Source organism: Paractinoplanes rishiriensis (assembly GCF_016862375.1).
In the GTDB taxonomy this organism is placed as follows: domain Bacteria; phylum Actinomycetota; class Actinomycetes; order Mycobacteriales; family Micromonosporaceae; genus Actinoplanes; species Actinoplanes rishiriensis.
In genome coordinates this window covers 1-17,830 of record NZ_BOMV01000105.1, presented here as the reverse complement: position 1 = coordinate 17,830, position 17,830 = coordinate 1, and the positions used below count along the sequence as shown (strand labels likewise).

General features: G+C 67.9%; 14 protein-coding genes, 1 pseudogene and 1 riboswitch. Of the genes and pseudogenes, 4 read left to right on the top strand and 11 right to left on the bottom strand.

The features are described 5' to 3' along the window. Positions 1-26: 26 nt before the first annotated feature. A complete protein-coding gene (locus tag Ari01nite_RS44605; protein WP_203790256.1) occupies positions 27-4,001 on the bottom strand; it encodes a discoidin domain-containing protein in 3,975 nt (1,324 codons plus the stop codon). A gap of 564 nt (positions 4,002-4,565) precedes the next feature. On the opposite strand from Ari01nite_RS44605, the gene Ari01nite_RS44600 reads away from it, so the two are divergent. After that, entirely contained in the window at positions 4,566-4,796 is a 231-nt protein-coding gene (locus tag Ari01nite_RS44600; protein WP_203790254.1) for a hypothetical protein, read from the top strand. A gap of 43 nt (positions 4,797-4,839) precedes the next feature. Here the strand turns inward: Ari01nite_RS44600 and Ari01nite_RS44595 are convergent, their stop codons facing one another. The 3 genes from Ari01nite_RS44595 to Ari01nite_RS44585 are packed head-to-tail and all read right to left on the bottom strand — an operon-like array spanning position 4,840 to position 7,656. Continuing rightward, the gene (locus Ari01nite_RS44595) at positions 4,840-5,601 is read right to left on the bottom strand and encodes an ATP-binding cassette domain-containing protein (RefSeq protein ID WP_203790253.1); all 762 of its coding nucleotides are present in this window, start codon (positions 5,599-5,601) and stop codon (positions 4,840-4,842) included. Then, positions 5,601-6,620, bottom strand: a complete 1,020-nt coding sequence (locus Ari01nite_RS44590) for an ABC transporter permease (RefSeq protein WP_203790251.1) — start codon at positions 6,618-6,620, stop codon at positions 5,601-5,603. Before Ari01nite_RS44590 ends, Ari01nite_RS44595 begins: the two co-directional genes overlap by 1 nt. A 4-nt stretch (positions 6,621-6,624) precedes the next feature. Then, positions 6,625-7,656 carry a sugar ABC transporter substrate-binding protein gene (locus Ari01nite_RS44585; RefSeq protein WP_203790249.1) on the bottom strand — a complete coding sequence of 344 codons (1,032 nt, stop codon included), beginning with the start codon at positions 7,654-7,656 and terminating at the stop codon, positions 6,625-6,627. 142 nt (positions 7,657-7,798) lie between these two features. Between Ari01nite_RS44585 and Ari01nite_RS44580 the strand changes: the two genes are divergently transcribed. After that, on the top strand, positions 7,799-8,788 hold the full coding sequence (locus Ari01nite_RS44580; RefSeq protein WP_203790247.1) for a LacI family DNA-binding transcriptional regulator: 990 nt from the start codon (positions 7,799-7,801) through the stop codon (positions 8,786-8,788). On the opposite strand, the gene Ari01nite_RS44575 is transcribed toward Ari01nite_RS44580, so the two are convergent. From Ari01nite_RS44575 to Ari01nite_RS44560, 4 genes are all read right to left on the bottom strand, one after another. After that, on the bottom strand, positions 8,785-10,983 hold the full coding sequence (locus Ari01nite_RS44575) for a discoidin domain-containing protein (protein WP_203790245.1): 2,199 nt from the start codon (positions 10,981-10,983) through the stop codon (positions 8,785-8,787). The genes Ari01nite_RS44580 and Ari01nite_RS44575 overlap by 4 nt on opposite strands. Before the next feature lie 393 nt (positions 10,984-11,376). Next, the gene (locus tag Ari01nite_RS44570) at positions 11,377-11,886 is read right to left on the bottom strand and encodes a metallophosphoesterase family protein (protein ID WP_203790243.1); all 510 of its coding nucleotides are present in this window, start codon (positions 11,884-11,886) and stop codon (positions 11,377-11,379) included. Between the two features lie 72 nt (positions 11,887-11,958). Next, positions 11,959-13,383: a glycine hydroxymethyltransferase gene (locus tag Ari01nite_RS44565; protein ID WP_438872298.1), complete on the bottom strand. Its 1,425-nt coding sequence runs from the start codon at positions 13,381-13,383 to the stop codon at positions 11,959-11,961. A gap of 18 nt (positions 13,384-13,401) precedes the next feature. After that, a riboswitch (ZMP/ZTP riboswitch) is annotated at positions 13,402-13,491 on the bottom strand. Between the two features lie 35 nt (positions 13,492-13,526). Beyond that, complete coding sequence (locus Ari01nite_RS44560; RefSeq protein ID WP_203790241.1) at positions 13,527-15,395, bottom strand: hypothetical protein; 1,869 nt, start codon at positions 15,393-15,395, stop codon at positions 13,527-13,529. A 118-nt stretch (positions 15,396-15,513) separates the two neighbouring features. Here Ari01nite_RS44560 and Ari01nite_RS44555 point away from each other — a divergent pair, with 118 nt between their 5' ends. After that, entirely contained in the window at positions 15,514-15,705 is a 192-nt protein-coding gene (locus Ari01nite_RS44555; RefSeq protein ID WP_239163550.1) for a hypothetical protein, read from the top strand. A 16-nt stretch (positions 15,706-15,721) separates the two neighbouring features. Beyond that, positions 15,722-15,853, top strand: coding sequence for a hypothetical protein (locus Ari01nite_RS51155; RefSeq protein WP_275410935.1), 132 nt, complete (start codon positions 15,722-15,724; stop codon positions 15,851-15,853). A gap of 133 nt (positions 15,854-15,986) precedes the next feature. Here the strand turns inward: Ari01nite_RS51155 and Ari01nite_RS44550 are convergent. From Ari01nite_RS44550 to Ari01nite_RS44540, 3 genes and pseudogenes are all read right to left on the bottom strand, one after another. After that, a pseudogene (locus tag Ari01nite_RS44550) lies at positions 15,987-16,418 on the bottom strand (ArsB/NhaD family transporter); the annotation flags it as partial. Positions 16,419-16,637: 219 nt separating this feature from the next. Continuing rightward, positions 16,638-16,949 (bottom strand): STAS domain-containing protein, encoded by a 312-nt coding sequence (locus Ari01nite_RS44545; protein ID WP_203790239.1) that lies wholly within the window; start codon positions 16,947-16,949, stop codon positions 16,638-16,640. A gap of 29 nt (positions 16,950-16,978) precedes the next feature. Beyond that, entirely contained in the window at positions 16,979-17,383 is a 405-nt protein-coding gene (locus Ari01nite_RS44540) for an ATP-binding protein (RefSeq protein WP_203790238.1), read from the bottom strand. Positions 17,384-17,830 lie beyond the last annotated feature (447 nt).

Sequence of the window (17,830 nt, the reverse complement as noted above, 5' to 3'; positions counted from 1 at the left end):
CATCGTGGGGCGGATCGACTACGGCATCATCGGCGGGACCGCACCCTGACCGGATCCGAGGACACGCTCAGTGTCTGGGAGCCGAATCTGGCGGTTACGGTGACGCCGATCTTCTTGCCGGTGAGGGCTGCGGTCAGGTGCAGCGCTTTACCGGTCGCGCCCGCAATCTCCTTGCCGTTTGCGGTCCATTGATAGGCAAAGGTGATTCCGGTCCTGGGCGACCAGGTTCCGCGCGATGCCCGAAGGACGCTGCCGACGACCGGACTACCAGACAGGGTGGGCCGGGACTTGTTGACCAGCCTCGCCGGTTGGGTCACCGTGACGATGAACGTGTCGGTCACCGCCGGATCGGAAGTGAGGCTGACGGTGACCGTCTTCCGGCCGGCTGTCGTGGCGTCGAAACCCGAAAGGGAGTATTCGTCGCTCGCGAGCAACGACGTGGAGCTGTCCGTTTTTGTGGCGGTCACTTCCAGCCCGGCAGGGTCCAGCTGCTCGCCGACCTGGTAGGTGGTTCTGGTGGGTAGCGAGGTCACGGTGATCGCGGTGACACGCTGCTCGACCAGCTTCGACTTTGCCGTGGTGAGTGCGGCGAGTGCGGCGTCGAGGTCCTCCTGCCCGGCGTTCGGGTCGGTGAGCGTCGACTGCGCGGCGGCACGGGCCGTGGCGAACGGCGCCCAGGATGCGGGCGTGTAGTTCTCCTGAGCCAGCGTCGCGGCGGCGTCGACGGCGGCTTGCAACGGCGCGGTGTCCGGGTCGTTGTAGGCGTAAAGTTCGTCGATACTCCAGTAGTTGGCCGGCGCATTTCCGGTCTGGCGAATTTTGATGTACCGGCCGGTCTGTACCGGGAAGGTGATCGTGGTGACGTCCACCGTCCCGACGCCGGTGGCGACCGGTTCCGAAAACGTGGTGCCGTCGGTCGAAACCGTGACCTCGTAGCCGCGCGGATAGTCGTTCTTGCTCCTGGTGGAGTTGTCGAACACGATCCGGTTCACCTGCTGGACCGACCCGGTGTCGAGGAGGTACCACTCGGTGCCGGCCTGATAGCTGGAGTTCCACCGGCTGGACTTGTCGTTGTCGAACGCGGCTGCCGCCCTCGCGGAGTTGGCCGAGGCGGTGGCGGTCCAGGTGGTGCGATCGAGGGTGTACTTGTAGCCGACCGGCCGGAATCGGAAGCTGTCGAAGTCGACGAGGCCGGTGGTGTCACTGCCGTTGGCCCGGAACCGGAAGACGACGTTCTGAGTGTCTTTGAGGGTGAGCGGCAGGGGGATGGTGACCGTCTGCCAGGCGCCTGCGGTGTCGGGCAGATCGAGGGTGGCGACGGTGGCGGCGGAGACGCTGCCGAGGGCCAACTCGAGGTGCGATGCCTTCTGGCTGCGCACGGTAAGAGCGATGGCCGCGACGCCGTTGCCGAAGCCGACCGAGTCGTAGCGTACGTAGTCCTGGTCGTCGGTCTGGGTCACCCAGGATGTCGGGTCTTCGGAGGCGGTGGATACGCCACCGGAGGCGTCGAACGTTTCGGCCTGGATGGTGGCGACGCCGTTCTTCTGGGCAGGTCCGGGCGGCACCTGGCTGCCGTCGGGTTCGGCCGGGGTGGCGGGCAGCGCGGCGCCGGGCTCACCGGTGGCGGTGACCTTGACGCCCTCCGGGCCGATGATGCCGTCGAACTTGACGAGGAGTTCCTTGGTGTAGCCGCTACCGGTGCGGGTGACCGTGGCCGGTTGACCGTCGACGGTGACCGCGACGTCGCCGGCGCCGAAGTAGTCCTGCAGGTGCAGCGTGGACACCGCGATCGGGCTGTCGCTGGTCACGGTGATCTGCTGATTCTGGAACGTCGCACCGCTCTCGGCGTACGAGATGCTGCCCCACCCCTCGGGCGAGACGAACGTCCCGTTCGTCAGGACGTGCTTCATTTCCGGTAGCAGTTTGGGCTGCACCCACAGGTCTCCGGTGCTCTTGTCGCGCCGATAGCCGATGACGTCGTTGTAGCTGCGCCAGACCGACGGCGTGGAGATGTACTGCTTGTCCCCGGAGATCGTGGTGGCGTTGTAGTTGGCGGTCTTGACACGCGGCAAGATGTCGAGCGGCATGTTGAAGACATTGTTGCGGTCGTTGAACTGACGCTCGTAGGCGTCCTTCTGCAGGGTTTGGAACTGGTCTTCCCGGCGGGTGTTGAGCAGTAGTCCGCCGTAGTGGGTGAGCAGGTAGGGCGTCCACTCGTCGTAGGTACCCCCGGGGTAGCCGAGACCCCAGTAGAGCGGGTGGTAATAGCTGTCGAGCCGGCCGAGGACGTAGTCGGTCTGAGACGCGGACCATATCTCGCCGAGCTTGAGGTCCATTGCCAGCCACTGACCGCCGAAGAAGGACTCCGAGATCCGCCCGACCGGGAAGTTGTCGCTCAGATACTTTCTTGCGTACGAGTCGACGACCTGCTCAAACGACTCCTGATATTGCTCGCGGAGCGTTTCTTCACCGAGTTTGCCGCCGAGGATCGTCATGATTTTGTACGCGACAGCGGAGATGCTGGCGTTGAACGGGTTCGGCTCGCCACCGGCATCGTACGAGTTCTCGCTGTTGCGGAAGGTGCCGGGGAAGGCCGGATCGCCGTAGGCCTGCACCTGGTCGAGGATGCGCTGCGCGGCCTTCTTCATATACGGCCAGAAGTAGGCGAGTTTCGCGTCGTCTCCGGTCTGCTGGTAGGTCTCGTAGACCGACACGATGAAGCCGGCGTTGAGATCGACCCACTTGTCGATGTTGCGGTAGTCGGCGTGTTCGGTGTCGTCCCAGGCAACCAGCTTGTACTTCAACGTCGTGTCGGCCATGTAGTTGAAGTCGTGGTGGATCTGCCCGTCCCGGCGCTGGGTCCGGGCCCAATATTCCAGTTCCTGCCACGCCAGCTGGGGGTAGAGGGCACCGACGATTTCGCGGGCGTGCCACATCTGGTCGCTGGTGCCGAAGGTCGTCCACTGGCCCTCGGCGAAAGCGGTGCGCCCGTCGGTCTTGTAGATCGAGTTGTTGCTGATGTTCGCCAGCGAATTGACGGTCTGGTTGAGAAACCACGAGGGTACGTTCGACGCGCGCATCCGGTCGACGAAGGTGTCCGCATTCGTCTTGAGCTTGCCGAAATTGCTCAGGCCGGCCGCGGCGATCGGCTCCACACCGTCGAATCTGCTGAGGTAGAAGGCGCCGTCCGGGTCGCTCCGGTCATACCAGGCGAGCACGAAACGGATGTCCGTGGACTGGCCGGCGCCGAGGGCGACCCGGACCGACGTGCGGTTGGCTGTTCCGGTCGGCGCGTCGTTCGACGTGCCGCCGGTGAAGAACCCCGCGTCGTTTCCGGCGCTGACAGTGCCGCCCGGCGCGTCGGCGTAGACGGCCCACCTATCGGAGGCAAAGCCCTTGCCGGCGATCGGGCGGACGTTCGTCTCCCCCGCGTCGTCCCACAGCAGGGCAAGCGCCGCCGTCGCGTCCGTGTCGTTGGCGTTGGCGACGTGCAGGTTGTAGAAGGCGTACGGCAGGCTCATCGCCTGCGTGTCGGCGCTGTCCGTCGGCGAGAACGCCGTCATGGTCACGCTGACGCCGTTGGTGGTGCCGAAATTGACCTCGTGCCTGGGCCAGATAGCGTCGTCGTCGTAGCGGCCGTCGGCGTTTTTCACCGCGGTGAGCTGGTCTGCCGTGGCGACCTGCCCGTTCGACGAGGTGAACAGTTGGAACCGGGATTTGCCGCGCTTGGTGAAGTCGGTCTGGTCGGCCGGAGGCCGGGTGTTCGCGGCGAATGTGCCGGTTTTGGCGTCGTACTTGACCGCGCCAGCACCGAAGCCACCCAGCGGTGCGCCGGTGGTGCCGTCGACCGGATCGGCGTAGCCGGTCGGTACCGCAGCGGTTTGCACTGTCGAGGCTGCCGGCGTCGCTGCCGCAGCAGCGGTCGGTACGGCAACGCTCGTCAGGCCGAGCAGCGCGGCAACGCCTGCTCTCCTTGCCCGCACCAGGCGGTCGAGCTTCATGTGAACCATCCCTTATGTCAGGTTTCGGTAGTGCTCCATGGCGCGGCATCTCGTCACTTGGCCCAGCGACCGACCCAAGCGATCGAAACTTAATTGAGAAACTCGAACGAAAACCCACCAGGAGCGAGAGCAGGGGATCGACATTGATCTGTTTTTCCTGCGCGGGATGGCTTCCGATCGGCCGACGCTGACAGCCTTGGCCACGAAAGTTAACTTCGAGGAATCTTTTCGGCGTAGCCTGGACGGCAGGAAGAGGCTACCGAGTCGCGAGTCATCGATGAAGCCCTTGGACAAAGATTCTCAAGCCCAGACAGGTCTTTATTATCGCATAACGGACAGGCGTCCTCGAATCTTCACGTCGATCGTCGCGAAACGTTATGCCGCGGTCGACCGGATGAGGGTGGCCAGCCGCCAGCCGCCAGCCGCCAGCCCCCGGCCGCGCGAGCAGAGTGGTGCCGGCGGGTGGCGGGTTGGTTAGCGGCGTGGTGGGGGGTGGCAATGGCTAAGCCGGGTGGGCGGGCGGCCGATTCTTGGGCTCGTCCCTGACGCCCACTAGGAGCGGCCGTGAACGAGATTGCCGACACCGCCTATAACGTGACCAGCCAGATCTTCGGGCCGGAGTCCGGGGTCCCGTGGTGGGCCTGGATGTTTGTTCTGGTCGCGATGTTCTGGAAAGTTGCCGTGTCCGAGCCCAAGACCGCGCAGGAGGCGGCCGAGGATCGGGACCGGGCCCTGATCGCCGAGATAGCCGACGGAAACGGCGGCGGCAAGAAGGGTAAGAAAGGCAAGAAGTGACCGATGGGACGGCCCGCACCTCGGGCCGTCCCCCGGTGCCTGCTCAGGGCGGTGGTGCTGCGCCTGTCATGATCGCTACTGCTTCGGACATGGAGTGGGACTTCGGGGTGATCACCGTGGCTCGCTTGCCGAGGCGCTGGATGTGGATGCGGTCGGCCACCTCGAAGACGTGTGGCATGTTGTGGCTGATCAGGATGACCGGCAGACCGCGGTCGCGGACGTCGCGGATCAGCTGGAGCACCCGGTTGCCCTCCTTGACGCCCAGTGCCGCGGTCGGCTCGTCGAGGATCACCACCTTGCTGCCGAACGCGGCGGACCGGGCGACCGCGACGGCCTGGCGCTGACCGCCGGACAGCGACTCCACTGCCTGGCCGATGTTCTGCAGGGTGGCCACGCCCAGTTCGCTCATGTGCCGCTTGGCCTCGGAACGCATCTTGCCCCGGTCGAGCATCCGGAACACCGAGCCCAGTACGCCGGGCTTGCGCTCCTCCCGGCCCAGGAACAGGTTGTCCGCGATGTCCAGGCCGGGCGCCACCGCCAGGGTCTGGTAGACGGTTTCGATGCCGGCCGAGCGCGCATCCATCGGCGTCTTGAAGTGCGCCCGTTCGCCATCCAGGTAGATCTCGCCGCTGTCCGGGATCAGCGCGCCGGACAGCGCCTTGATCAGGCTGGACTTGCCGGCGCCGTTGTCGCCGATCACCGCGAGGATCTCGCCGGGCAGCAGCTCCAGGTCGCTGCCGTCGATGGCGACCACCCGGCCGTACCGCTTGGTCAGGTTTTTGGCTTGCAACACGGGAGTCGTCATCAGGTCTTCACCTTCCTGATCCACTGGTCGAGCGAGACCGCGATGAGCACGAGCAGGCCGATCGCGAAGCCCTGCCAGACCACCTCTACGCCGGCCAGCTGCAGGCCGTTGCGGAAGACGCCGACGATGAGCGCGCCGATCAGCGTGCCGAGGACGCTGCCCCGGCCGCCGAACAGGCTGGTGCCGCCGAGCACGACCGCGGTGATCGAGTCCAGGTTGTACTCGGTGCCGACGTTCGGGCTGGCCGAGGCAAGCCGGCCGATCAGGATCCAGCCGCCGACCGCGTACAGCAGGCCGGCCACCGTGTAGACCGAGAACAGCACCCGGTTGGTCTGGATGCCGGCGAGCCGGGCCGCCTCGGCGTCGTCGCCGGTGGCATACACGTGCTTGCCCCACGCGGTGGAGCGCAGCGCGTAGAAGAAGAACGCGAACAGCAGCAGCATGATGATCGAGCCGTAGGTGAGCCGGAAGCTGCCGATCGGGATGGTGTTGCCGGTCCAGCTCATGATTCTCGGCATGTCCGAGCCGCGGACCGTCTCACTCTGGCTGACCACGGCGTTCAGCGAGAAGAAGATGGTGAGCGTGCCGAGCGTGACGATGAACGGCGGCAGCTTGAGCCGGGTCACCAGCACGCCGTTCAGCGCACCCATCGCGGTGCCACAGGCCAAACCAAGAAGCAGCGCGAGTACGCCGGGCAGGCCGACTTTGGTGCAGAAGCTGGCCATCAGCACCGAGGAGAAGACCGCGATGGCGCCGGCCGACAGGTCGATGCCGGCGGTCAGGATGATCAGGGTCTGGCCGAGCGCCAGCACCGCGATGACGGTGACCTGGGCGAGGACCAGGGACAGGTTGGCCGCCGAGAAGAACCGGACGTTGACGATCGAGAACGCCACGATCGCCAGCAGCAGGACGGCGAGCGGGCCGAGGACCGGGTTGGCGTGCAGCAGGTGCTGAACGCGGAGCCCGAGCGAGTCGTGCTGCCGTACCTCGAAATCGGGAGCGGGAGCGGTGGTCGTCATCTGGTCAGCCCCAACAGTTCTGCTTGCCCCACGCGGAGTCCTTCGCCTCCACGCCGGCCTGCGGGTCGTCGGTGATCAACTGGGTGCCGGTGTCCACGAAGTCCTTGCCGGGGGTCGGCTGCGGCCGGGTGCCGTCCTTCGCAAACGCGGCGATCGCGTCGATGCCCATCTGGGCCATCTTGATCGGGAACTGCATCGAGGTGGCGCCGATGACGCCGCGCTCGACGTCGTCGATGCCGGGACAGCCGCCGTCGATCGACACGATGGTGACGTCGGAGTCCTTGCCGGCGGCTTTGAGGGCCTGGTACGCGCCGGCCGCGGCGGGTTCGTTGATGGTGTAGACGAGGTTGATCGACGGGTCCTTCTGGAGCAGGTTCTCCATGGCGGTGCGGCCGCCGTCCTCGTTGCCGTCGGTGACGTCGTGCCCGGCGATCCGCGGGTCTTTCTCGTCACCGATCCGGTTCGGATCACCGAGCGGGATGCCGAAGCCCTCAAGGAAGCCCTGGTTGCGCTTGACGTCGACGGAGACCTGGTTGGCGTTGAGGTCCAGCATGGCGATCTTCGCCTGCTTGCCGTCCTTGGCGAACTTCGCCTGGGCCCACTGGCCGATCAGCTTGCCGGCCTGGAAGTTGTCGGTCGCGAAGGTGGCGTCCGCCGCGTTCGGCGGGTCCACCGGGGTGTCCAGCGCGATCACCAGCATGCCCTGCTCGTGGGCCTGGTCGATCGAGGGGACGATCGCCTTGGAGTCGTTCGGGGTGAGCAGAAAACCGATGGCTCCGTACGCGATCAGGGTCTCGATCGCCTGCACCTGGGACTCGTTGTCGCCGTCCTGACGGCCGGCGAAGGTCTGGAGGTCGAGGCCATGCAGATCGGCCTGCTCCTGGGCGCCCTCCTTCATCTTGACGAAGAACGGGTTCGTGTCGGTCTTGGTGATCAGGCCCACGACCGTCTCGCCGGCGGCCGGTCCGCCACACGCGGCGGACGTGCCGAGAGCCAGCATCACCACGCAGCCGAAGGCCACCACCTTTCGTTGCATGTCTCCTCCAAATCGATTTAGCCCTGGGGACCACAAATCGAGAGACAACGTTGTCTCGCAGTAGACGCCCGCACCCACCCCGTGTCAACAATGAGTTTCCAATCTGTTGCGCACAGTGATCGACATCGACAGGGATCGACGGATGGCGCACCGACCGACGATGAACGACGTGGCCCGCACCGCCGGGGTCAGCCTCAAGACGGTCTCCCGGGTGGTGAACGGCGAGCCGACCGTGACGCCCGACCTGGCCGCCCGGGTCCGGGCCGCGGTGGAGTCGCTGGACTACCGGCCGCACCTCGGCGCCAGCATGTTGCGCCGCAACGACCGGCGCACCCGGACCATCGGGGTGCTGCTGGCCGACGTGTCGAATCCGTTCTCGGCCGCCGTGCACCGGGCGGTCGAGGACGAGTGCCGGGCCCGGGGCAGTCACGTGCTCACCGGCAGCCTCGACGAGGATCCGCGGCGCGAGCGGGAACTGGCCTCCGCATTCGCCCAGCGGCAGACCGACGGGCTGATCCTGGCACCCACCGGCGGCGACCAGTCCTATCTGCGCCGGCTGCGCGGGATGCCGGTGGTGTTCGTGGAACGGTCGGCCGCCGGGGCCGCGGCCGACACCGTCGTGTCGACCAACGTCGCGGGCGCCGCTGGAGCGGTGCGCCACCTGGTCGCGTACGGTCATCGGATGGTGGGTTTTCTGGGTGATCGGCGCGAGTTGCCCACCCAGCGCGACCGGCACCGGGGTTATCTGCGCGCGCTCGGTGGCCGGGGCGGACCGGCGGTGCACGATCTGCGCGACGAGGCCGCCGCCGAACGCGCCACGGTGGCGATGCTGCGCGGGCCGGATCCACCGACGGCGATCTTCGCGGCGCAGGGCCTGGTCACGATCGGGGCAGTGCGGGCGCTCCGCCGGCTCGACCAGCACCGGAGAGTTGCGCTGGTCGGATTCGACGACTTCCCGCTGGCCGACCTGCTGGAACCGGCCGTCACGGTGGTGCAGCAGGACCCGGCCCGGATCGGCCGGACCGCCGCCGCGGCGCTGTTCGAACGCATCGACGGCTATGACGGGCCACCGCGCGAGATCAGGATTCCCACCACCCTGATCCCGCGCGGCAGCGGCGAAATTGTCGCCTAGGGGAAGTTCGTCACGGTCGACGGAACGACGTTGCTGCCGACTGCCGGTGCTCCGATGTTGTTCACGACGTGGTCGATGGTTCCGGAGGCCAGCGAGATCGTGAAGATGTTGTGGAAGCGCACGCCGCCGTGGGTAGGCGCCTGGAAGCCGTTGGCCGAGTGCACGTTCGGGTTGACGTTGAAGAACGCGTAGCTGCCCATCGCCCATGCCTCGTGGTTCTGCACCGTGTTCGCCACCCGGTACGCCGGGTAGCCGAGCGCATCACTGCGCCAGGCGGCGTTGGACGGCGGGTCGTACGGCTGCTCGTTCTGCAGGAAGTAGGTGCGGCCGCGCTCGCCGTTCCAGATCACCTCGTCCTTCTGGTAGTGCTCGACGAACAACCCGTACGCGGTCACGTCGTTGCCGTTGACGATCAGGCCGTGGTCCGCCGTGTTGATCGTCCAGCCGATGGTTCCGGCGTTGCCGTGGTCGCCGCGCCACGCCCAGATGTGGTCGACGATCACGTGGTTGCTGTTGATCAACAGGCTGTTGGTGGCCTTGCCGGCGATGTAGCCGCCGATCCGGAAGAACACGTCCTGGATCATGGTGGGGTTGGCGGCGTGGTTCGCGGACGAGCCGCTCGGCCCGACCACCAGCAGGTTCGGCGAGTTGGTGGTGCCCGCGTCGAACAGCACGCCGGCGATCTTCACGCCGTCCACATCGGCCACCTGCATCGCGGTGACGCCGTTGTCCGGGATGACCGTGGCGTAGCCGAGGCCGAGCACCACGGTGTTCGCCCGGGTCACGTTGATCGTCTGGTTGACGTGGTAGATGCCCGGCTGGAAGATCAGGTTCAGCCCCTGGGCCAGCGCCTGGTTGATCCGGGCGGCGGTGTCACCGGGCTTGGCGACGTAGAACTGGTTGAGCGGCAGGCTGGTGCCCGGGGTGTTGCCGCTGACCCAGGACGGCCCGCTCGAGTTGGTGCGCAGGTTGGGCACGAAGACCGCGTAGTCGCCGCCGGTCCGGTAGAGATAGGGCTTCTCCCGGATGACCGGGGTGGTGGGGATGACGGTGTACGGCGGGTTCGGATAGCTGGCCGCCGGTGCACCCTGCACACCCACGAAGGTCTGGTTCCACACCGCGTTGGTGTTGGACGCGATCTGGCTGTTCCGGGTGAACCACTGCTGCTGCGAGTACTGCCCCAGCGACCCGGTGATCCGCGAGTCCGAGATGTAGCCGCCGGAGGCCCAGCCGTACCCGTTCGGCGCCAGGTTGAGGTTGCCCTGGATGTCCATCCGCCGGAACGGCGCGGCCTGCGAGACGGCCCAGCGGTTGGTGCCGTTAACCGGGTTGACCTGGAGGTTCTCGACGGAGCGCCAGAAGTTCTGAGTGGCGTTGCCCTGGAACCAGCCGGCGTCCACGGTGATGTCGCCGTTGATCCGGGTGTCCTGCGGGTTCTGCCCGAGCCCGACCACCGAGGTGTAGAAGCCGACCTGGATGTTCAGCCCGTTGTAGACGCCCGGCTGGAACGCGAGAACATAGCGTTGCGTGCCGAACTGCGCCGACTCCGACTCGCGGAAGATCGCGTCGGCCCGGCTCTGGATCGCGGCGGTCGACATGCCCGGGTCGAACACGACGACGTTGGCGCCGAGGGAGCCGCCCGGGGGGACGGTCGGTCCGGTGGTCGGTGTCGTCGTCGTGCCGCCGTAGACCTTGAACTCCCACAGCGAGTATCCGTAGCCGGTGGTGCGCTGGGTGCCGTACATCCGGACGTAACGCCCGGTGCCGCTCACGGTCAACGACTGATTGCCGCCGGTCGAACTCGTGGTGGAGTAGACGTTGGTCCAGCTGCTGGCGTTGTCGGAGACCTGGATCTGGAAGGACTTGGCCGCGGCCGTCTCCCAGCTCAGCTCGACCCGGCTGACGGCCTGCGAACTGCCGAGGTCCACCTGGAGCCACTGCGGGTCGGCGAACGCGGACGACCAGCGCGTGCCCGCATTGCCGTCCACCGCCTCGGCCGCGGTGAAGGCACCGGCCGCCTCGGTGGACGAAGCCGTGGCCGGCCGCCCTTGGGACAACAGCGTCTCGGCCGCGCTCGCACCGACGGTGGTGACAGCGGCGAATCCGGCAATCACGGCGACCACAAGGCCACCGACGGCGCCGAGGCGCCAGGGGGAGCGTCTCCGCGGTACGGCGGAGCTGACGGGGATGGTCATTGCCTCTCCTAGGGCGGGGAATAGCAAGGGGGACTGCTTGCACCCTGGGGGAAGCCGATCTCTCCACGTGTATCGGGGAGAGCGCTCCCCCGGCATCGACGCTAGGTAAGGGTCGGTACGGTGTCCAGGCTTCCCCCAGGTTCCGGAACCAGCCGCTAACACCAAGGCGCTTGCGGATGTCACAACAGTGCGGGAAGGCGCGTCGCCTGATCGGGCATCTGCGCAGGTGGAGCCGCTGCACGGGATGCCCTTTCATACCCTGCGACGGTCTTTCGAGGGGCCGATAACGGAGACCCCGGAACCGGTTCCGGCGCAGATCAGCAAAAACGCCATCACCGGCATTTACGGCCATAGATCTGAGAGAGCGCTTCCCCAGATGCCCGGAGAGGTGGGTCAGGATGGCCGGTGGGGCGGTAGTTGATGCAGCTCCACGTTTGTGAGGGTGCCGGCGCCGACTGTTGCGGTCATGAAGGTGGCGAAAGGCTGGCGGCGCCGGTCGGTCGGGGAGCCGGGGTTGAGCAGGCGCAAGCCGGTCGCGGCGGTGGTGTCCCACGGGATGTGGGAGTGGCCGAAGACCAGCAGATCCACGTCGGGGAAACGGGCGGCGCAGCGTTCGGTGCGGCCCGTGGACTGGCCGGTCTCGTGGATCACCGCCAGGCGCAGGCCGTCGAGGTTCGCGTGGGCGACCTCGGGAAGGCGGGCCCGCAGCTCCGGGCCGTCGTTGTTGCCGTAGCAGGCGATCAGGCGGGCCGAGCGGGCGGTCAGGGCGTCCAAGGCTGCCGCGTCCACCCAGTCGCCGGCGTGGATCACCACGTCGGCCTCGTCGATCGCGGACCACAGGGGCGCGGGCAGGTCGCGGGCCCGCTTCGGCAGGTGGGTGTCGCTGGTCAGCACCAAACGCATGCGATCACGATAGGCAGGAGCCGGCCCCCGGCCGCCGGCTGGTGCGAGCCGGCGGCCGGGCGATGGAACATGTCAGTCCAGGGTGACCGCGGGGTAGAGCGGGAACGGCGCCAGCAGTTCCGTCGCCTGCTTGCTGATGCGGTCGGACAGGGCGGGATCGAGCTGGAACTTCGCCTTCGAGCCCTCGGCCGGCGTGGTGTTCGCGAGCACGGTGTGGATCAGGTCGGCGATCTGGTCCATCTCGGCGACGCCCAGGCCGCGTGAGGTGAGGGCGGGCGTGCCGATGCGGATGCCGGACGTGTACCAGGCGCCGTTCGGGTCCTGCGGGATCGCGTTGCGGTTGGTGACCACGCCCGAGTCGAGCAGGGCCTGCTCGGCCTGGCGGCCGGTGAGGCCGAACGGGTGCACGTCGATCAGCACCAGGTGGTTGTCGGTGCCGCCGCTGACCAGTTGCACGCCGCGCTTGAGCAAACCCTCGGCGAGCGCCTGGCTGTTGGTGACGATCTGCTGCGCGTACGTGGCAAACGAGGGCTGCCGGGCCTCGGCGAAGGCGATCGCCTTGGCCGCCATCACGTGGGCCAGCGGGCCACCGAGCACCATCGGGCAGCCCCGGTCGACCTGGTCGGCCAGTTCAGGCTGGGCCAGGATCGCGCCGCCGCGCGGGCCGCGCAGGGACTTGTGGGTGGTGGTCGTCACAATGTGCGCGTGCTCGACCGGGTTGAAGTCGCCGGTGAAGACCTTGCCCGCGACCAGGCCGGCGAAGTGCGCCATATCGACCATGAAGGTGGCGCCGACCTCATCGGCGATCTCGCGCAGCGTCGCGAAGTTCACCTTGCGGGGGTACGCCGAGTAGCCACCCACGATGATCAGCGGCTTGAACTCGCGGGCCGTCGCGCGCAGGGCCGCGTAGTCGATCTGCCCGGTCGCCGGGTCGACGCCGTAGCTGCGCTGGTCGAACATCTTGCCGGAGATGTTGGGCCGGAAGCCGTGGGTCAGGTGGCCGCCCGCGTCCAGCGACATGCCCAGCATCCGCTGGTTGCCGAAGGCCTGCCGCAGCTCGGCCCACTCGGCGTCATTCAGAGCGTTGACCTGCCGCTTCTCGAATTTCTTCAAGAACGGCACCTCGACCCGGTCGGCCAGGATCGCCCAGTACGCCACCAGGTTCGCGTCGATGCCCGAATGCGGCTGCACGTACGCGTACGGCGCATGGAAAAGGGCTTTGGCATGCTCGACGGCGACCGACTCGACGGTGTCCACGTTCTGGCAGCCGGCGTAGAAGCGGCGACCGATCGTGCCCTCGGCATATTTGTCGGACAGCCAGTTGCCCATCGCCAGCAGCACGGCCGGCGACGCGTAGTTTTCGCTGGCGATCAGCTTGAGCGACTCGCGCTGGTCGGTCAGCTCCTGCGCGATCGCGTCGGCGATCCGGGGTTCGACGGCGCGAACCACCTCGAGGGCGGACTGGAAAGCGGCGGACTCACGGCTCAACTCGGACATAGGACCTCCCTATCACGGTGCAGAGGCCCAGGCGCACGGCAGGTCGTCGGTCGACGGGGCCGCTCCACGATGGTTCCCCATCCGAACGCGCCAGTCACGGCCCGTCGGTGAGCATACCCGGGGAGCGGCCCTGCCAAGCGACCTCAGGCCACCTCGAACCAGTACCAGTTCGGGTACTCGCTCATGGTGCCGTCCGCCCGCACCGCATGGACCGTGAGCTCGACCGAACCGCTCTCGGTGGGGGTCCAGGTGATCGAGGCGGTGCCGTCCGGGCCGGCCTCGACCTCGGTCTGCGCACCGCGGCCGAACCTGTACCGGTACGTGGCCACCTCGGCCCAGCCGGGCGGCGGGCTGAAGGTGAACGTGCCCTCCACCCCGACGCCGCCGGTCGGCACCGTACTGGTGCTGTCGTAGATGTCCGAGGTCACACCGGGAGCCGGGTCGAAGTGGTGCTGCCAGGTCGACGGCGCCGAGCGGAACCCGTCGGGGCTGATGCTGCGCACGGTGATGTGCGGCCCCATCTCGGTGGCCGTGAACGCGTAGTAGGCCGTCCCGCTCTCGTCGGCCGTCCTGGTCTCGGTGCCGTCCACGCCCCGCCGCTGGATTTCGTACTCGGTGACCGCGATGCCGGACCTCGGGGTCAGCTTGAGCCGCACCTCGCGGTTCCACACCGGGGTGCCGCTGTCCACCTCGACGTTCGGTTCGGACGAGCTGATGTAGACGGTGGTGGTCACCGTCGGCGACACCTTGCCGGCCGCGTCCACCGACCGGACCACCAATCGGATCGGCCCGGAGGCGTCCGGGTTGAGGGTGACCGCGGCGGTGCCACCGGGGGTGTTGGCACGCACGGTGCCCGGCCCCGAGAACGGCGGCGTGCAGACCGTCTGCCCGACGTCACCCTCGGCGCTGCACACGTCTACGCCGAGGCCCCACCAGCCGTACTGGAAGCCGGCCACATCCTTGTTGCCCTGCCCGTCAAAGGTGAACGTCGGTAGCTTGCCGGCCGGACCCCAGGTGCCCTCGGGGAAGTCCGAGGTCACCGCCGGCGCCGTCGGTGCGATGCCGTCGTAGCTGAAGAAGCACTTCCGGGACCACGGCGAGGTGTCCACGCCGTCGGTGACCCGGGCCTGCCACGCATACGACGTGCCGTCCACCAGGTCGGCCTCCGGGACCCGGACGCTCGCCACCCGCCCGGCCGGGAACGCGGTGTCGGTCAGGGTGGTGCGCTCCTCGGGCCGGCCAACCGGCCAGATCGCGAACTCCACGCGCATCCGCGGATCGTCGTCGGCGTCCGCGTCGGTGCCCAGCGCCTCGAGAAGACCGCCGGGGTATTTGGGGTACGGCTTCAGCTGGGTGCACCCGAAGCCGCTGGTGTAGAGGTTCGCGTTGTGGATCTGCGGGACCGAGTTGTACTCCGCGGTGAACCGCACGCCGTACGACGTGGACAGTCGCCGCCCGTACGCGGGATCGGCCTCGTTGCCGGCCGACACCCGCAGCTCGAAGGTCACCAGCCGCTGCTTGCGCTGCACCGCGTCGAGAACCGCGGCGCTCACGTCGAACTCGATGGTCGCCCGCGGGCAGTATTCCGGCGTCTGGATCTCGTCGAGTTTCGTCAGCGGCGCCGGCGGGTTGCGCCACTTGGGCGTCGCCGACACCGCCCGGGTACGCCAGATCTCGATGTCCCGCTTCGTGCAGTCGGCGGCGCTGCGCTCCTGCACCCACAGCTTGCCGCCGTACATCTTCTTGCCCTCGAACTGCGACAGGTCCCAGGTCACGTAGACCCGCGACGTGTGCGTGCCCCCGGCCTCGTCCTGCCAGGTGCCCAGCGGCAGGTCGGTCTCGCCGTCGGACGGGTGCCCGGTGGCCGGCGTGGCCGAGTCGGTCCAGCCCAGCAGGACCTGCGGCGGGCTGTCGAAATGGGTAGCCGCGGATGCGGCGGTGGACGTACCGATGACGGCGATCGTGCTGAGTCCGAGCATGCCGACCAGCGCGACCGCGAGTCGCGATTTCACGTTGTGCCTCCCCCGTGCTGCCGGCCAGAACCCGGCAGCAAGAGATTAAGCATGTCGATGCATCGACACGCAATCGGCCATCCCCCCGTTGCGCAAACCCGCAACTAACCTGATCACCGTGAGCGGCGTCCAACTCCTGCTCATCATCGGCGTGGGCATCGCGGTCTCGGCTCTCGCCCGCCGCCGCAAGCTGGAACCCGGCATGATCATCGTGGTGCTGGCGGCGGCCGCGTCGTTCATACCGGGCGTGCCGCGACTCGAGCTGGAGAGCGAACTGATCCTGGCGATCGTGGTGCCGCCGCTGCTGTGACGGCGACGAGATCGGGTTGCCGAAACGGGTCACCAGCATCCTGACCGGCGCCCGGGCCGTGCACGGGCGGCGGCTCACCGACGAGGCCGGCCGCGGACTCGTCGAGGAGATCGACCTGCGGCAGGCGGCAGACCGGGGAATTCCGTAACCCTGATTGCTTGCCTGTTACACAATGCATCGACGAGACTGACCACGTCGGACGCACCCCACCGCCGATCCCCCACCGGGTCACCTCGATCTTTCCCCGGATCGGTACCGGCAGCGGCGGTGGCGGTGCGTCCCTACGTTCCGGTCAGGTGCAGCGCCACCCACAGCGCCAGCACCCCGGCCACCAGCGCGGCCGGCACGGTCAGCAGGCCCAGCCGCAGGAACTCGCGGGCGTCCGGTGCGGCGTCCCGGGCGTGCAGCACCTGCCGCCACAGCAGGGTGGCGAGCGAGCCGACATAGGTCAGGTTCGGCCCGACGTTGACCCCGATCAGCACGGCCAGCAGCAGGCCGGGCGAGTGCTCGACGGCGGGCAGCAGCACCAGCGTGGCCGGCAGGTTGTTGACCAGGTTGGCCAGCACCGCGGCGAGGGCGGCCGCGGCCAGCAGGTGGAGCAGCCCGGTGCCGGTCGGCACCAGCGGGTCCACCAGGCGGTCCAGGCCGTTCTGCCGGACCGCGAGCACCACCACGCCGAGGGCCAGGACGAAGACGCAGAACGCCGGGTTCGAGCACCAGGATCGCGGCCAGGAAACCGACGGTCGGACCCAGTTCGCGCACTTCGCCAGCCGCGTCCCGCCACGGCAGCAGGCCGGCCGCAACCACCAGCAGCGCGGCCGGCACCCCCACCACCGCCTCGGGCAGCCCGCGCGGGCGGCCCACCGCGAACGCGAGGACGCCGGCGAGCAGCGCGGACGTGATAGCCAGGGGCACCGCCGCCTCTTACCCGCTTACCCGCCGAACAGGTCGAGCGCGCCCGAGACTTCGAGCACCCGGGCTACCAGGCCCTGCGCGTTGATCACCCGGAACCGGGCCGAGCCGGCCTGGGCCGCGTTGTAGCCGTCGATCAGCGCACCCAGCGCCTCGGAGTCGATGAAGGTCGCGCCGCCCAGGTCGACGGTCACGTCGCCGTGACCCAGCGCCGCGACGATCGCGTCGTGCAGATCGTCACGTGCCGTGATGTCAAGTTCACCGTCGATGCGCAGGAGGGACGCGGTCCCGTCGGCCGCTCGCTCCTGGCCGATCTTGTAGGAGTCCGCCACGGGAGAATTTTTACCAGCACCGAGGGGATTCAGCTCGGGAAGCTCGCCCAGACATGTTTCGTGGTCTCGGTCGCATACCAGCCGACATCGGTAGCGAAGGCGCGTGCGAGCTGCAAACCGAGCCCGCCGGCGCCGAGCGGGCGACCCTCGTCCAGCTCCGGCGCGGCGAACAGGTCGTGGTCGGCGACCTCGATGATCAGCCGGTCGCCCGACCGCAGCAGCCGGACCACTGTAGGCGGCCGCCCGTGCCGCAGCGCATTGGTGGCCAGTTCGGTGGCGACCACGGCCATCCGGTCGGAGACCTCACCCGCGGTACCGGCCACGATCTCGCGCAGTGCCGCGCGCAGGCCGCGCAACTCGCGGAAGCTGTCCAACGACCAGCTGCGGATCTCGACGGCGGCCGGATGCGGCGTCGACGTGGGCAGCGAGGTCATACCGTCCATCTTGCTCGGATCGGAGGATATGACGCAGTGGCCCAACTAGTCCCGCCGCGCGACCGGACGGCCTAATTCCTGCTGCGTAGGGCCCTAGTCACTCAAAGTCACTCATACTTTCGGCTAGTCTTTCCTCGTCCTCTCAGTTAGGGTCTTGGTAACCGAACGGCCTAATGTGCATGGTCGGCGACGGCCGTAACGGCCGTCGCTGATCGTTGATAGGGACACCCGACCGACCGGGTTCAGCAACAAGGGAACCGGGCTCTCCGGAACTGGTGCCAGGGAGGACCAAGCATGACCGTCACCGAGACGTCGCAGACGACCAGCCGCCGGGCTGTGCCGGCCGCCGCTGAGGCGCCCGCCGACAGCGCAGCCGAACTCCTCAACGCGATGGCCGCGATGCCGATCGGCCATCCGTCCCGTGCCGCGCTGCGGGACAGCGCGATC

Bases quoted from the DNA above. Each gene is read 5' to 3' on its own strand.
- Ari01nite_RS44605 (WP_203790256.1), bottom strand. From the start codon at position 4,001: ATGAAGCTCGACCGCCTGGTGCGGGCAAGGAGAGCAGGCGTTGCCGCG.
- Ari01nite_RS44595 (WP_203790253.1), bottom strand. From the start codon at position 5,601: ATGACGACTCCCGTGTTGCAAGCCAAAAACCTGACCAAGCGGTACGGC.
- Ari01nite_RS44590 (WP_203790251.1), bottom strand. From the start codon at position 6,620: ATGACGACCACCGCTCCCGCTCCCGATTTCGAGGTACGGCAGCACGAC.
- Ari01nite_RS44585 (WP_203790249.1), bottom strand. From the start codon at position 7,656: ATGCAACGAAAGGTGGTGGCCTTCGGCTGCGTGGTGATGCTGGCTCTC.
- Ari01nite_RS44580 (WP_203790247.1), top strand. From the start codon at position 7,799: ATGGCGCACCGACCGACGATGAACGACGTGGCCCGCACCGCCGGGGTC.
- Ari01nite_RS44575 (WP_203790245.1), bottom strand. From the start codon at position 10,983: ATGACCATCCCCGTCAGCTCCGCCGTACCGCGGAGACGCTCCCCCTGG.
- Ari01nite_RS44570 (WP_203790243.1), bottom strand. From the start codon at position 11,886: ATGCGTTTGGTGCTGACCAGCGACACCCACCTGCCGAAGCGGGCCCGC.
- Ari01nite_RS44565 (WP_438872298.1), bottom strand. From the start codon at position 13,383: ATGTCCGAGTTGAGCCGTGAGTCCGCCGCTTTCCAGTCCGCCCTCGAG.
- Ari01nite_RS44540 (WP_203790238.1), bottom strand. From the start codon at position 17,383: ATGACCTCGCTGCCCACGTCGACGCCGCATCCGGCCGCCGTCGAGATC.